The sequence below is a fragment of the Paenibacillus sp. S-38 genome (genome assembly GCF_049942825.1).
In the GTDB taxonomy this organism is placed as follows: domain Bacteria; phylum Bacillota; class Bacilli; order Paenibacillales; family NBRC-103111; genus Paenibacillus_G.
Genome location: NZ_CP187970.1, coordinates 4,037,621 through 4,052,571 on the forward strand (window position 1 = coordinate 4,037,621; position 14,951 = coordinate 4,052,571).

At 48.7% G+C, this 14,951-nt stretch carries 13 protein-coding genes and 1 pseudogene; 3 read left to right on the plus strand and 11 right to left on the minus strand.

The window, feature by feature from the left end:
* Positions 1-345: 345 nt before the first annotated feature.
* Together ACP26L_RS18320 and ACP26L_RS18325 are read right to left on the minus strand one after the other, a co-directional pair.
* Complete coding sequence (locus ACP26L_RS18320) at positions 346-2,451, minus strand: methyl-accepting chemotaxis protein (protein WP_426454685.1); 2,106 nt, start codon at positions 2,449-2,451, stop codon at positions 346-348.
* A gap of 302 nt (positions 2,452-2,753) precedes the next feature.
* On the minus strand, positions 2,754-2,894 hold the full coding sequence (locus ACP26L_RS18325; RefSeq protein WP_426454687.1) for a DUF4236 domain-containing protein: 141 nt from the start codon (positions 2,892-2,894) through the stop codon (positions 2,754-2,756).
* A 237-nt stretch (positions 2,895-3,131) separates the two neighbouring features.
* On the opposite strand from ACP26L_RS18325, the pseudogene ACP26L_RS18330 reads away from it, so the two are divergent.
* Positions 3,132-3,555: pseudogene (locus ACP26L_RS18330) on the plus strand (WYL domain-containing protein); the annotation flags it as partial.
* Between the two features lie 117 nt (positions 3,556-3,672).
* Here the strand turns inward: ACP26L_RS18330 and ACP26L_RS18335 are convergent.
* Both ACP26L_RS18335 and ACP26L_RS18340 read right to left on the minus strand, forming a co-directional pair.
* Positions 3,673-5,529, minus strand: coding sequence for an S-layer homology domain-containing protein (locus ACP26L_RS18335; RefSeq protein ID WP_426454688.1), 1,857 nt, complete (start codon positions 5,527-5,529; stop codon positions 3,673-3,675).
* 436 nt (positions 5,530-5,965) lie between these two features.
* Complete coding sequence (locus tag ACP26L_RS18340; protein WP_426454690.1) at positions 5,966-7,285, minus strand: IS4 family transposase; 1,320 nt, start codon at positions 7,283-7,285, stop codon at positions 5,966-5,968.
* 255 nt (positions 7,286-7,540) lie between these two features.
* Between ACP26L_RS18340 and ACP26L_RS18345 the strand changes: the two genes are divergently transcribed.
* The gene (locus tag ACP26L_RS18345; protein ID WP_426454692.1) at positions 7,541-8,035 is read left to right on the plus strand and encodes a CBO0543 family protein; all 495 of its coding nucleotides are present in this window, start codon (positions 7,541-7,543) and stop codon (positions 8,033-8,035) included.
* An 86-nt stretch (positions 8,036-8,121) separates the two neighbouring features.
* On the opposite strand, the gene ACP26L_RS18350 is transcribed toward ACP26L_RS18345, so the two are convergent.
* From ACP26L_RS18350 to modA, 5 genes are all read right to left on the minus strand, one after another.
* On the minus strand, positions 8,122-8,445 hold the full coding sequence (locus tag ACP26L_RS18350; protein WP_426454694.1) for a luciferase family protein: 324 nt from the start codon (positions 8,443-8,445) through the stop codon (positions 8,122-8,124).
* A gap of 7 nt (positions 8,446-8,452) precedes the next feature.
* Positions 8,453-9,841 carry an MFS transporter gene (locus ACP26L_RS18355; protein WP_426454696.1) on the minus strand — a complete coding sequence of 463 codons (1,389 nt, stop codon included), beginning with the start codon at positions 9,839-9,841 and terminating at the stop codon, positions 8,453-8,455.
* Positions 9,842-9,904: 63 nt separating this feature from the next.
* Complete coding sequence (locus ACP26L_RS18360; protein ID WP_426454698.1) at positions 9,905-10,489, minus strand: TetR/AcrR family transcriptional regulator; 585 nt, start codon at positions 10,487-10,489, stop codon at positions 9,905-9,907.
* 132 nt (positions 10,490-10,621) lie between these two features.
* On the minus strand, positions 10,622-11,284 hold the full coding sequence (modB, locus tag ACP26L_RS18365; RefSeq protein WP_426454699.1) for a molybdate ABC transporter permease subunit: 663 nt from the start codon (positions 11,282-11,284) through the stop codon (positions 10,622-10,624).
* An 11-nt stretch (positions 11,285-11,295) separates the two neighbouring features.
* A complete protein-coding gene (gene modA, locus ACP26L_RS18370) occupies positions 11,296-12,147 on the minus strand; it encodes a molybdate ABC transporter substrate-binding protein (protein ID WP_426454700.1) in 852 nt (283 codons plus the stop codon).
* Between the two features lie 283 nt (positions 12,148-12,430).
* Here modA and ACP26L_RS18375 point away from each other — a divergent pair, with 283 nt between their 5' ends.
* A complete protein-coding gene (locus ACP26L_RS18375; protein ID WP_426454702.1) occupies positions 12,431-13,381 on the plus strand; it encodes a substrate-binding domain-containing protein in 951 nt (316 codons plus the stop codon).
* 127 nt (positions 13,382-13,508) lie between these two features.
* On the opposite strand, the gene ACP26L_RS18380 is transcribed toward ACP26L_RS18375, so the two are convergent.
* Both ACP26L_RS18380 and ACP26L_RS18385 read right to left on the minus strand, forming a co-directional pair.
* A complete protein-coding gene (locus tag ACP26L_RS18380; protein ID WP_426454703.1) occupies positions 13,509-13,970 on the minus strand; it encodes a phage tail protein in 462 nt (153 codons plus the stop codon).
* A 130-nt stretch (positions 13,971-14,100) separates the two neighbouring features.
* Complete coding sequence (locus tag ACP26L_RS18385) at positions 14,101-14,946, minus strand: PHP domain-containing protein (protein ID WP_426454705.1); 846 nt, start codon at positions 14,944-14,946, stop codon at positions 14,101-14,103.
* Between the last annotated feature and the right edge of the window lie 5 nt (positions 14,947-14,951).

Genomic DNA, 14,951 nt, shown 5'->3' on the forward strand with positions numbered 1-14,951 from the left:
CGAAGGAGCCCCATCTGGGGCTCTCAGCAGAGCTGCCTTCGATATGTGGTTGAGAGGACTCGAACCTCAACGGGCGTAAACCCACTCCCCCTCAAGATAGTGTGTCTGCCATTCCACCACACACTTATTCACCCGGCTTTCGCCGCGGTAACCAGAGGGAGAGGGATTCGAACCCTCGAGACACTTATGACGCCTGCACGATTTCCGATCGTGCTCTTTCTGCAGTCTCGGCGCTTTCACCAGTGTATAGCTAAACCAATCTTAGGAAATGCTAGGGAAATACCCAGTACGAATCCACCCATATATTAGGCCGCTAGGCCCCCGGTCATTTCCGGAGCCTAAAAATTAAACTTTAAATCTCTTCACCAGCAACTGAAGTTCTTCCGCCATGTGTGAGAGTGAGGAGGAAGATGCTGAGATTTCTTCCATAGAGGCTAATTGCTCCTCCGTCGCAGCGGATATATTCTGGGTCCCGGCAGCCGCTGCTTCTGCAACCATATGAATTTGTGTTGCTGCCGCAGCTACTTGTTCAGCCGAATTAGAGATCTTTTGTGTTGTCGCCGACACTTCTTTCGTTTGCTGCACCACCTGATTTACTGCCTTCTGGATATCTTCAAATGAAACTTCGGTAGCGTTTACAACACCAATACCTTGAGCGACTTCCTTAGCCGTATCATCCATAGACGATACCGTACTCTTTGTTACATCTTGAATTGCGGTAATTAAATTAGCGATTTGAGCAGCGGATTCGGAAGACTGTTCCGCAAGTTTTCTTACTTCACCTGCAACTACAGCGAAGCCCCTGCCTTGTTCTCCTGCTCTTGCGGCTTCAATTGCTGCGTTTAATGCCAAAAGGTTGGTTTGTGCAGATATACTCGTAATCACTTTGACGATTTCACTAATCTCATCTGAACGTTGACCAAGAACCGTAACCGATTCGGAGAGACCCTCAAATTTACTGCTTATTGCACCCATCTGCTGAATAGCCAATCGAACATTCTGGCTGCCTTCCACGGCCTTCTGAAGGGTTTCGGCGACGGAAGCATTGATTATCTCTCCGCCCTCAGCTATCCCCTGTACGCCTGACGCAAGGTTGGTAATTTTCGAAGTAATATCTTCTACTTGCTGCAGCTGATCATTAGTTCCGGTGGCTACTTCCTGAACCGTCATTACGATTTGTTCCGTTGTGTGTCCCGTCTGCTCTGCGCTGGCGGTAAGTTCTTCACTTGAAGATGCCAGGAGTTCCGAACTCTTCGTTATCTCTTGTACCAGATGTCGAAGGTTGGAGACCATCTCATTGAACGAAGCTTCGACTTTGCTCATTTCATCCTTGGTTTGAAGAGATAGGGTCTGGGTCAAATCTCCATCAGCTACGATCTTTGTAGCCGAGGTCAACTGGTTAACTGTAGTACGGATAGCGAAATAAAAGCCCAAAAAACTATACAAAATGACGGCAAATAAAGCGACAAGCAAGATAATCAGATTTCTTTTCATTACCTGCTCATCATTTGTCTGTGTCATTATGACCGCAACCATCGCGCTGTTTTCCTTATCATACAATTCAAATGTTTTGTCAATGACGGAAGTCGCCATTTTGTAATACGCGTCTGTATTTACATTCACAGGAGGACTTGCGATAAAGTTGGTTTGTACAAATTCAAGCATTTGATTTACTTCGGAATTCATAGCTTGAAAGGATTCCTTAATTTCCGCGAATAGAGCTGGATTCTTCATTTCCAGTACTTCCGTTGCATGTTTAACTGATTGTAGCTTGTCTGAAGCTGAATTAGTGAGGACGATTAATTGGAAAATCTGCTGTTCAGTTATTGCCTTTTTTGCTGCTGTATTCATACCCACTGCGCGTATCTGCCCCAACTGTTCCGTTAAGAGTGGCAGATTCTTTGTCACATTTTCGATAAGATAATAATTCTGAACAGATCTGGCTAACAGAAGATTAGAATCATCGGTTACGTGCTGCATGAATTTAAGAAGTTCGGCTATATAACTGATATGCTTGGCAGTCGCCTGTTCTGCTGTCAATCCATTTACCTCAGAAGCAAGAGACTTCCATGCAGTGTAAAGGGACTCTAAAGTTGATTTAGTATTTAGAGCACCTTCGATCTCCACTTCATAGTTTTTTATGGTTTCAAAATCCTTTTCGATCTCTTCTTGTTTTTTCTGCATATTGGCTTTTGCAGTGACATCTCCATTTAATACACTAACAGATAAGGCCCGATGCTGCTGTACATCTTGCAGGACGTCTTTTAGAAGCGAATCGTACTTGGCCCCTTTTTGACGCAACTGCAATTTGTTTACTTCATCAGTTTTGTTCCCAATCAGGTTCCAAGCCATTAAGGCTAAGGGAATGGCTAAGATTCCAGCAATTAAAGCAAACTTCTGAAGATATCGAAGTCGATTCATTAGAAGTATGACCGGTTTGAAAAAAATCATGATGTCCTCCTTGATGTAGGGTCTGAATTAATATATCGGATTCAGCCCTAAGAAATATAAGGCCAATTTCTCATATCGTGTGGCTAGTTATTAGTCCTGGCTTGTAATTTTCAAATGCTTGTCGAGCAGCTGCTTCTGCTGGTCCGATCTGACCCTTTTGAAACGGTAGAGGAGCCTGGCGGATATACTCCCAATCTAGCTGTTGATCTCATTCCTATGTATGGATTTGATCATCTCAAGGTGATTTTTCTCGAGTTCTTGAAGCTTCCGGATTTCTTTTTCACGGCGAGCAAGTTCGGTTCTCAAACGATATGCTGGCTATTGTAACCCCTAGTTCTCGTTGAACCACTCGTTGTATATGATAATCCAGTTCCGGGAATAGAAGCGGTTAAGCGACTTCCTGTACGTGAATTCACACTATAGCGAAGTCCCTTTGTTCCCACGTTTACTCATAAGATATATAGCTATAATAAGGGATATATCAATTGTTAATCATTTGAATTTATGACTTTAGCAAATGAGGCATTGGCATGTCCTTTACAAAAGCAAACAAGGCGCCCGCGCTTCGATGGACGAAAGCGCAGACGCCCTGTTATGGGCCAGAAGCGTTATTTCCTTGTGGCAGACTGCTTGGTGATAGCAACTGTGCGGGAATGCGAATCCCACCAACGTCAAGCACGTTTTTGATGTTTACCAAGTCCCTGAAGGAATCCGAAAGCCAGCGCATCTCCCTGCTTCTCGGCGCCCTGAACGGCCAGACGCTCACGGCGATGGAACTGCTCCACCACTGTAGCAGCAGCCTGCGCGCGAGGCTTCCCCAGCCGGATGAGAAAACCATCCGCTCCGACCTCAAATACCTCGAGGAAGTCGGCTTCATCCGCAGAGAGCCGGGCCCCCATCCCTACCGCTACCGCATGCAGGACGACTTGGTGCGGGGCTTGACGGAGAGGAGCTGCTGGATCTGTACGACTTCGTGGATGTCATGGCGAAGACGCAGATCCCCTCCCTTCAAGGCTATCTGCTGCGCGACGAGCTCAAGAAGCATCTCCTGCGCTCGCAAGCCGGCAGCACGCCCTGGAGCCTTTCTTGTATAAGCACCACTACATTTTTTAGAAGGACAATTACCACCATAAGAACAAAGCATCCACACACCCTGTTTCAAACAAGGTATTTGTTGGCCCTAGGGACGAGTTTTTTTGCCTGTGCTGCCACAGCAAAGAGTTAGTTCAAATTCTGCAATGCTTCTTTGATCGAAGGACTTAAGCTATACGTCTTAATAATGGTTTCGATGGCTTCTGCACGAGTTGCTCCGCTGTTCGGATCGAACGTCTGATCGGTCTTGCCGTCGAAGATGCCCAAAGCAGCCGTCTTTTTGATTGCATCCGCACCGTAGGATCCATTCAAATCCGTAAATGGAACCTTCGATGTATCTTGATAAAGGATATATGCATTTAGAACACGAGTGATCATGAGGGCCATTTCCTGACGTGAAATGGTTTTTTCAGGCCGGATCGTACCGTCCTCATAACCGGTCAATACGCCAACAGCTACAAGCTTTTTGAGGTTATTGGTAGACCAATGATCGTTAATATCACGGAATCCTGTGAAATCTTCCTCATGAAGGGTTACTTCTCGCGATGCCATGTCAACAAAAGCGCGGTCGATCATCGCTGCAAATTCTGCACGTGTGATCTGATCATCCGGCTCGAATCCTCCATCCGGGTAACCGTTCAGAACGCCAAGCTTCGTTAGTTTTTCAACAGAAGGCAGAGACCAGTGCCGGTCCGTATCATCATACTTCAGCGTAACAAGGTCAGCACCTTTTTTCAGGATGTCAGCCGTTCTAGTCCCCACACCTGCGATAACATTACTGTCCGCGTTAACAACCCGACTTCTAAAAATATCGTTAGGATCCTGATACTCGCCCGCTTGCTCCGGTTTAGATGGTTTAGCTTCTGCTGGTTTCTTGTCCTCTTCTGCCTTGGTGTCTTTAGGGGTGACTTCAGTAGGAACAGCAGCCGGACCCCCTGACGATCTTTTTTTCTTCTTCTTCGTTACCGGCTGGCTGCCGTTAACATACAGCGCAATGGTTCCGGCATCGAAGCTTTGACCTGCAGGTACCGTCACACTCTTGGAGCTGTCAACATACCCATAAGCGCTCGCTGTAACGGTCTGAGCTCCTGATGGAACACTCTTTATTGTAAATTCGCCCAGCGCATTGGTTGTAGTTTTCTTCTGGCCGATGGTAACAATAGCCCCATCGACCCACCCGGATACTTCCCCATAGACACGGCCTGTTACCGTACCCGTCGTTTGACCGGCAGCTCCTTCTACAGTATGAACGTAGACCTCGGAGATACTATTGGCCGAACCATAGGTTCTGTCTCCGAAATATATAGCTGTCAGCGGATGATCCCCGACACTTAGATCGCTTGTTTGGAAATTGGCGATCGCGTATCCGTTAGAAACACCTTTCGGCTCCAGAGCAAGCGTAGCTAATTCGGTGTCGCCATCCATAAGAATGACCGCTCCAGCCATTTCTCCATACAACCGGGGATTTGTTTCTGTTCTCACACTAATGGTTACAGATTGCCCGAATTTGGAGGGGTTACTGTAACTGGTTACCGTAGTCACAGTTGGTTTGGCTGTAATCGGGGCCACATCTGTAGATACGGTTTGGGTTAAGGCTTCCGATGCACTAGGGCCGAACATGCTATTCCCACTATATTCAGCTGTAATTTGATGGTCTCCGACCGTCATGCCTTTTGCCGCGAAATATGCTTCATTAAAATGGCCTGGATCCCCACTTATCGAAGCCGTACCTAATACAGTGTCTCCTTCCTTAAATGTCACTGTACCTGTTAACTCACCATAAGTATGAGGAGATACTCTCACCATAAATACAGCAGGTTCTCCTTCTAAAGATGGACTCCCTTTGCTTGTAAGGATGATTGAAGTGCTAGTAGGTGCTGCGGAAGATGTAGTTGTTTCTGCATAAGCTGCTGATGCAGAAGTAAGAATTAGTGCTGCTGTGAGCAGAGTGTTTACTTGCTTTTTACACTTTAAAAACATATTCATGCGGTTCTCCTTCACTATTTATAGTGCCGATCCCCTATTCGCGGAGTCAGTTCACTGTCCTAGTTCTTCGTAATACGACCACACCCCGGATCAATAACATCCTGTGGGTACCCGGTCAGCTTACCAGTGCGCTATCCTCCCTATAATAAAATGATGTTAGGCAGCATATCATCGTTTTATCGACATATGATGTCGAAAAATGAATATAATGTTGGAAATGCGGAATATTTCTTCCTTTTTTGAATGGCTGGTGACACGTCAAAAAGGCTGCCCGAAGGCCAATGTCATTAAGTTAATCTCAAAGACAAGATCGGAAAATGAATCTGAAACGGCATGGGAAAAGCCCTGTGCCGTTTGTCTTTTGTTACAAGACTGAAAAATGGTACAGCAAACAAACGGATGACGATCCGCTAAAAAAATGTTCATATGAATCGAATTATGCTACTCTGTAGACGAAGCTGACAGCTGATTTATAGCGGATTTTGCGCGTGTTCTTTTGTCCCGGGCGAATGGGTCGAATCGGCAAAATGTTTTTGCGAATCAGCGCTTCAACATCGAGCGGGGGTTCATCACCTCCGGAGCGCAAGAATTGTCTACAAACGTGAACGGCAACCGTGAAATTGACTTGATATTGATGCCGTTTATCCATTTGCGAAATGACGACGTGCGAGGTCATCATTTCAGCGAAGTTGTAGAGAATCATTCTTGCATAAATCTCTTGGGTGATGAACGCTTGCTTCTTTGCGTGGAAACTCGTCAGACCAACCGTGTATTTTAATGCCCTAAACGAGGTTTCAATACCCCATCGCATGCGATAAAGGGACCTGAGTTCATCGGGCGGGAAGTCCGCGGCAGAAAGATTCGTAATGACGGTTTCATAGGCGCCGTCAGGCAGGACGAAACGAACAACCCGAAAAGATAGCGGGTAAATCATGTTCTCATGAGCATCCAAAAAATCAAATGTGGAATTGGATGGAAGGAATTTGTACCCCGGATAAGCTTTGAACGCTTTGGTTTGTTTTCTGGTAAGTGTCAGATGAATGTCCCGATCAAACTCTCCGCTAGCGGGCAAACGTAAGCTAGACAGAATACCACTGGAATCCAAATCCTTTACCCGAATGACGTAGTTCCACCCAATACGTTCAATATGCGCGAAATTGTTGTAGCTTTCATAGCCTCTGTCCGCAATCACAATGGTTTTGCTCTTGATGGGTGAACGATCAACCATGGTTGCTAGCGCCCTTCCCTCGTTAATTAGCCTTTTTGGCTGGACAAGAGCATCCACGTAAAGTCTGTTGCATAGGTCGTACGCTGCGTTCAAATGCAGAAGGTTATAGCCTTTCGTGTTGGGTTGACTTTGAAAGTAGCTGTTCTTCTCAGCCGGATCCGTTGCGATATGTAAATCCGAACCGTCAATGGCAAGTAATCGATACCAGCGGTAATCCTTAATATCCTTATACGTTTGAGTGAATTTGTGAAATAAGCATTCTACAGCAGACGGCAAAATTTTATTGCGTTGTTGGACAAAAGCGGAAGTTGTTGCCGTGTTTACGTTATAACCTTGCGATTCCAAGAGCTCCTTGTATATGCTGTTTCCGCCCATAGAGATCAGAAGTTGCATCATCGTTTCGAAGGACAGCTTTTTCTTCCGGGTAAAGTCTTTTTCAGGGTTTTTGACATAAGGCGCTGGTGCCGCTGACATCTCTCGAATGAGAGTTGTCAGCGTTTCTTTTAGTGAACTCGCGTAAGCATGCATGGGCGAAACCTCCTCGTTTTTTCAAGGGGCTTCGCCACACATTTCCAACTGCTTGTCAAGGCTTATTTGTCTTTTGGGGTACAAAAAAGAGCGGGCTATCTATTCGATAACCTGCTCTTGCTTTTGAATATGGGGCACACGCTTTAACTTAATGACATTGGCCCGAAGGCAGCCTTTTGTCGATTGTAAATCGGAATTGTGCCGGTACTGCATCCATTTTGTTGGTAAGCAAAAACCAAAGTGGAGTGCTTACCCGTGATTTTATTAACCAACGTGATCCTGCTTTTCCTTACACTAATAACCAAGGTCATTCGGAAATGGAAAGTGTATTATTCCACCCTTCTATTCGTCCCAATGGTCAATGGCCTTTATAATACGCTCTGTGCAGACAAACTCCCCTGGTCCTATGAGGACAGCTTATTGAGCCATAAGGCTATTGAAATGTTAGATACGTTGATCCTTCTTCCTGGGACCACCATACTCTATCTGCATTTCTATCCGCAGAACAATTATAAGCAGCTTTATTACCTGGGTTGGATTGCTGTTTACACTGCAGTCGAGTACACATGGCACTTAGGTGGACACATCCAATACGAGCATGGATGGAATTTGTATTGGTCCCTCCTATTCTATTTTGCAATGTTTTTAGCTGTTCGCCTCCACCAAACAAGGGCAATTGCGGCTTGGTGCTTCAGTATTGCCTATACCTCTTTCCTGATGGCCGTATTCGATATCTCCCTCTTCGACTGATATCCCATTTGTTACAGGCGCTGAGTTATCCCCTCTCTTCTTTTAAGATTGGCGCCCGTTTTATTTCTTAGCGTATCCGAACCGTCTCACGTTCTCTCCGAAGAAACCAATTGGTCATACCTGAGTCGAAGCAGTTCGAGCGCGCAGCGGATGTCCGTTTCCGTGCGCAGATGAACCGATACCCAGTTCGATTCCGGGAGAACATGGTGCGGAGCCGCTTTGCCGAGCCTGAGCGCTTCGTCGCGCGCAGCCTTCGACAGCATCAGATCTACGAGCGATACGCCGTGCATGTGTCCGATCTCCTTCCCGTTCACGACGAATTCCGTGCTGCCGAAGCGATGCGGCTGAAGCGACACGCCGGGCCAGTGACGAACCGCTTCGACCAGCTCTGTTCCGTTCGTTATCGCCATGGCGCCTTCACCTCCCTTCGGCCGGCAGCGGCCGCTTTGTCAGCCGGCCCGGCCGTAACCGCATCCGGTAATACGCTAGCAATCCTGCGTGAAGGATGAGGAAGCCCCCAAATACATTGGCGAACATCCCGGCGTTCTTACCGGCGGCGAGCGGATTCCAGCCGTGCGTATCCATATCGAGCAGCAAGCCGTAGACGCTCGCGGCCATGCCGCCGACGATAAAATTCGTCATCGTCATCAGCCCCATGCCGACGCCGGCTTGCTCTTTCGACAGCGTCTTGGAGAGCGAGATGGAGAAGGAGACTTGGAGGAAGGTCTGGCCAACGCTGCCGAAAATCAGGAACGAAGCAATCGTCCAAACGGGGGCCGCGCCGGAAAACACGGCGAGCAGCGTGAAACAGAGCATCAGCAGCCCGGATGCGAGTGTGTACAAGCTAGAGTCCCCCTTCCGGTCCGCCAGCTTCCCGCCCATGCGGCTCAGTGCAGACGAAGCGGCTGCAGCCGGCACGAGCGCAAAGCCGATCCATCCGGAGTCGAGGCCGTAGACGTCGGCGAGCAGCACGGGCGGCAATAAGGCCATACCGCTCGCGATGCAGGAAATCAGGGCCACCATCGCCAGACCGCTCGAGTAGCTCCGGTTCCGGAACAACGCCGGCTGTACGAACGGATCGGACGCGGTCGCAAGCCGCCAAGCGAGAAGGCACAGCATCAGGGCCGCCGCCGCGAACAGCCATCCCGACAAATACGTCGTGCCGAGCAGCGCGAACGTGACCGTCGCGGCCAGCAGCGCGGCGCCGGGCCAATCGATCTTCCCAGGATTCGGTGCGGGATCGTCGTTCACGTATTTTCGGAAAAACGGCACCAACGCCAATACGAGGACGGGCGGAACGAACAACCAGCGCCACTCCAGGGCAGCAAGCACCAATGCGGCCACGGCGGGTCCGATCGCTGTGCCGAGCGCCAAGCCGGCGGCAGTCATGCTCATCGCCCCGCCGCGCCGCTCCGGCGGAAAGTAACGGATTGGAATGAGCATCGCCGCCGCCGGAACGACCGCCGCGCCGGCCGCCTGCAGTAGACGGCCGGCCAACGCCTGCCAGAACGCCGTCGACGCGAAGCCGACCAGCGAGCCGACGGCGAACGCGATCAGCCCGAACGTCAGCAAATTTTTCAGGCGGTATCGGTTCGCCAGCTTTCCATAAATGACGCTTCCGATCGCATAAACGAGAAGATAGCCGGAGGAAAGCCAGCTGGCCTGCGATAAGTCGATCCCGAATTCCGCTCTCAGTTCCGGCAGCACGATGTTAAATGTGAATACGCTCATCGCGCTGAAGACGGCGGTGAACAGCATGACGCGCATCATGCGCCGACCGGCGAGTTCCTCGGATGAAATCTCCATAAGGACAACATCCTTTCATCTCAATGTACGTAAGTACTTACTAACATTTGGGGCAAGAAAAAACTAGGGTGCAAGCGCCCTAGCAAAAAGATCAACGCTCCGCTCGATAAACGTGTCGAGCGTAACATTCGAATTAGACGACTCCAGCAGGTTGCTGCTGAAAGCCCCCAAGTTCATCCACATGAATGACATAGCCGTAATTTCCGGATCGATCGGGGCGATTTTCCCTTGTTCAAGAAGCGTCGAGAAATAGTCCGTCAGCAGCTTCTTCAGTTGGACCGGATGCTGGGAAGCATGCTGTTGCACTTCCTCGGGCAGCCGGCTGCCGCCCTTACGCGCTATATCGAGCAGCTTCCGGTTGCGGTTCATGATCGCATGGTACGTCCGCCCGATTAACAGCAAATCCGTCCGCACGTCCCACGCCAGCCGCTCGTTGAACAGCCTCGTCATTTCGCCGGCGTAATGGTACCGTTCGAACGAGGCAATGAGCAGCGCCTGTTTGCTGCCGAAATGCCGAAACAGCGTCACTTCGCTGACTCCGGCCGCCGCGGCGATCTCCTTCGTCGTCGTCCCGTCGTACCCTTGTTCCGCGATCAGATCGATCGCCGCCAGTATCAGTTTGTCGCCGGTGCTTACCGCTTGGTTCACGAGTCGTTCCTGCCCCTTTGTTTTGTAAGTACTTACTTACATCTGATTATCCACAATAGGAATCACGCTGTCAAGCACGAAGTGTCACAGCCCTTTGTTGAACATAAAAAAGTCGCTTCGGAGCGACTTTCATTATGGATTCGTATTTTGTCTCGTAAGGAGCAGCAAGATAAATGAGATCCCAATTATAGCCCCCGTCCATGCCCACGCCATCGTCGTATTGCCCGCATCCACCGCCACGAAGATGGCAGTAGGAAGGGTCTGCGTTTTTCCAGGTATATTCCCCGCTATCATTAGCGTCGCCCCGAATTCACCAAGGCCGCGGGCAAATCCAAGAATATAGGCAGTAACGAGTGAACGAAAAGTCAGTGGAAGTGTTATGTACCTGAAGACCTGCCACTCACTGGCTCCCGTTGAGCGCGCGGCGCCTTCCATATCCTGGTCTACGGAAGAAAATCCAACCTTCATCGTCTGGTATACCAGCGGGAAGGCCACCACGACCGATGCGATCACGGCAGCCCACCAGGTGAATATGATCGGTGCGTCAAAAAGCCATTCCATCCATTTTCCAAACCAGCTTTTTCGGCCAAGTATGACTAACAGTATAAATCCAACCACGGTTGGCGGAAGCACTAACGGCAGCATAAAAGCTGTTTCAAGAATCGTTTTGCCTTTAAACGATGCTCGGGACATCCACCAGGCTATCGCCACACCAAGGATGACAACGATTAGACTGGATAGAATCGATACTTGCAGCGACAGTTTGATCGGAGTCCAAAATTCACGCCAATTCATACTAGACTCTATCACTTCAGGACGGAGAATCCATATTTCACAAAAATATCAAGTGCTTCTTTGGACTGCAAGTAGCTGTAAAATCCTTCAGCCTCTTTGCTGTGCTTCGTTGCCTTTACAATTCCGATCGGGTATTGTACTGGCGTATACGTTGTGGAATCTACAGTAAAGGCTACTTTTACTTGTTGCGAGGTTAAAGCGTCGGTTTTGTAGACGAACCCCACATCTGCATTTGCGGTTTCTACGTATTGAAGAACTTGCCTTACATCTTTCCCCTGAACCATCTTGGACTGTAGAGAATCCCAGAGCTTCGTGTTGGTGAGCGCTTCTTTAGCATAGGTTCCCGCCGGTACACTCTCGGGAATGCCGATCGCTATGTTCTTCACATCAGGCTTGGACAAATCCGCAGCGCCTGCTATCGATGCTTTTCCATCCGCCGCAACGACAGCGACCAACTCGTTACTCAACACATGTTTTTGTTGGTTTGCATCGATGAGTTGTTTATCCACGAGCGCTTTCATATTCTTGGCAGCCGCGGAAAGGAACAAGTCAGCGGGGGCTCCCTGCTCAATCTGCTGCTGCAGTGCGCCGGATGCGCCGAAGTTAAAATTCAATTTGATATTCGGATGTTGTTTTTCGTATGCCGTTTGAATTTCCTTAAGAGCATCCGTCATGCTCGCTGCAGCAGATATCGTCAATTCAACACTTTCCGTCGCTGCAGGGCTTAACGCATCAGATCTTGGAGCTTGCGTACCGGCGCTGCTGCTGGTCGCCGAGTTTGGTGCCGTACCACAGCCTGCTGATACTAACATCAAGGATAAAACAATCAACAAAACCATGCTAATCTTTCGTTTTTTAAGCATAAATCCCCCTCCGAAGTGTTGTTTCATTATATTTTGATATAACTAATATGATTTTAGTGGAATTTCATGTTAAACACAATTCCATAATTATATTTAAACTTTATTAGATAAGGCCATTCTTATTCAATAAACGATTAACTTCGCGGCTTTTCTTTTGTCAATTAGAACAGTTTCATGAATAATCGCGGGTTATCGTAACCGTTCCCGGCTTCATTTCGTTCGATTGTGTTATAATTAGGTTTAGTTCCAAGCGGCAATTGCAATGGATCGGGAGGATTATACTATGTCCAACGACGTGTCTTATACAACGGAAGAACTCGCCAAACTCTTAAAAATATCAAAGCTCACCGTCTATGATCTGATCAAAAAAGGGGAGCTGCCTTCCTATCGGGTCGGCAAGCAAATGCGAGTCGATGCCACGGATCTGGAGGCGTACAAACAACGTGCCAGAATGGTCGTGATTCCGGATCATCCTACAGAGTCCCATTCGCCTGCACAGATCCAACCATCGACCACCACTAGTACGAATCGCTCCATCGTAATAACCGGGCATGACATTGGCTTGGATATTTTGGCGAAGCACATGGAAAAGGGAATTCCCGGCATTCGGCCCTTGCGTTCGTTTGTCGGCAGTCTCGACAGCTTAATTTCCATGTACAAAGGGGAGTCTGACATCGTTAGCACCCACCTCTTGGATGGAGATACCGGAGAATACAACCTCCCTTATATTCGAAAGCTGCTCGTTGGATCATCCTATGTAGTAGTGAATCTGCTGTCCAGAAATGCAGGCTTGTATGTCAAACAAGGAAATCCATTCGGACTTAAACAATGGTCCGATCTAGGACGCCCGGGTCTGCGATTTGTGAATCGGGAAAAAGGATCGGGCGCCAGAGTACTGCTGGACGAGCAGCTTCGTCTTCACGGAATCAAACCCGCACAGCTTCATGGGTATGACAATGAACAAACCAATCATCTTGGTGTGGCAACGAAAGTAGCGTCCGGCGAAGCCGACGTTGGTGTTGGAATTGAAAAAACTGCCTCCATCGTCGGACAAATTGATTTCATACCTTTGATCCGGGAGCGGTATGATTTGGTGATGCTTAAAACCCCGGCGAACCAGACTTGGCTCCCTGCCCTTAGGCAAATCCTGCAGTCCGACGCTTTTAAAAAAGAGCTTCAGGCGATTTCTGGGTATGACTTATCCCGTACGGGTGAAATTTTGTTTGAAACTTGAGCACGTCCAGACCCCACTTGGTGGCTTCGCCCCCAGTGGAGTTTATAACGCCAAAAACCTCATCTTGCCAAGAAAGCAAGATGAGGCCTTTACCTTTTCCCCTACGTTCATTGAGCGACCTACAACCTTAATATTCTCCTTTAATCACAAAAAACGAGCCCCGAATGGTTCCAGCTAGTGCGGACTTCTGCTTGGCAAACTTAAACTTCCCTTCTAATTCCTGCGGTACCTCCATCCCTTCGGAAAGCTTAAAGCCAACGGCCCGCTTCTTAGGGTCATCCACTGTATACATGACGTTGACCGAGAGTCCGTCCTCATAAAAGACATAGGCAAATTGGATGTTCTCCACTTGAAAACGCGATGTTTCTAAAGGTTTGGCCGCAAATTCAATATCACGTTCTTTCAGTATCCGGTTTACATAATCAAGGGTATCCTGACTTTCACCGGCTGGTACCACCGTAAATGGATGCTTGTATTTGTTCATAAAGTAACGTGCTTCATTGGCGCGTAAACCGGCAAGCGCCTCTGCCGCGGGTGAAGACTCTAAACCAACCGCAGACACATGATTAAAATCAACGATAGATGACATGTTCATTCCTCCTTGTATCTTGTCGTGTACTGAAAATCCAAAAATCCAAGTCCCCTATGGTTTTCCCTGACATATCCTATTCGACACTTTTTGGTGTCGGATTTATTATATGACACCTTTTGGTGTCTTGTCAACACAATGGAATCGTATGCCTGACCCGGCCCTTATAATACACAACTTTCTTATACCCGGCTCGCTGTGCAGCCTGCATCGCGGTATTCAGATGCATGCCGATATCATCTGGAAAATGGGCATCCGAGGATAGGGTGATGGGCACGCCATGCTCGAACAAAATCTGAAGGAAGGACGGGCTGGGACACATTTCTTTAACCGGGTAGCGGTAAAGCAATCCGGTGTTGATCTCCGTCGCAGCGTCATGAGCCTTCAATGCTGCCGCCACCTCCCGGTAGCTCCCAAGTAATTCCGCTTCATCCGGGCGATAACCGAATACTTTCAGATTGTCGCGATGGGCGATGATATCGAACAACCCGCTGGCAATGGCCCCCTTCACGACGGCAAAATGATTCTTGTAGAGTTCGGACAAATCGTAATCCTGAAACCGCTGCTGCACATCCGGGTTATCGAAGCCCCAGCCTTGGTGAAAATGCACGGAACCGATCACAAAATCGAGCGGCCAACGGTCCAACAAGGCCCCGAGCTGCTTTTCCCCACCCGGGAAGTAGTCGACTTCCAGCCCAACAGCAAGCCCGGGTACGGTCAAAGCCGCCTTGTACATGCCTTCCAAATAGTCGTGAATGGAATACGTACACACCTGATCCAACCAGGCACGCTGCAGTCGGCCCAAAGGACTGTCGTCCAGCAGCATGTGCCCCTCATAGTATTCCCTGCACTCCTTAAACCGGTATAAGTGGTCCACTACGCCGAATTGCTCAATGCCCCGTGCACATCCCAATCGGATATATCTGTCCAGCCATTCCTTGCTGAAACAACCGGTTTGAAGCCGTACTTGGAGCATTTGGA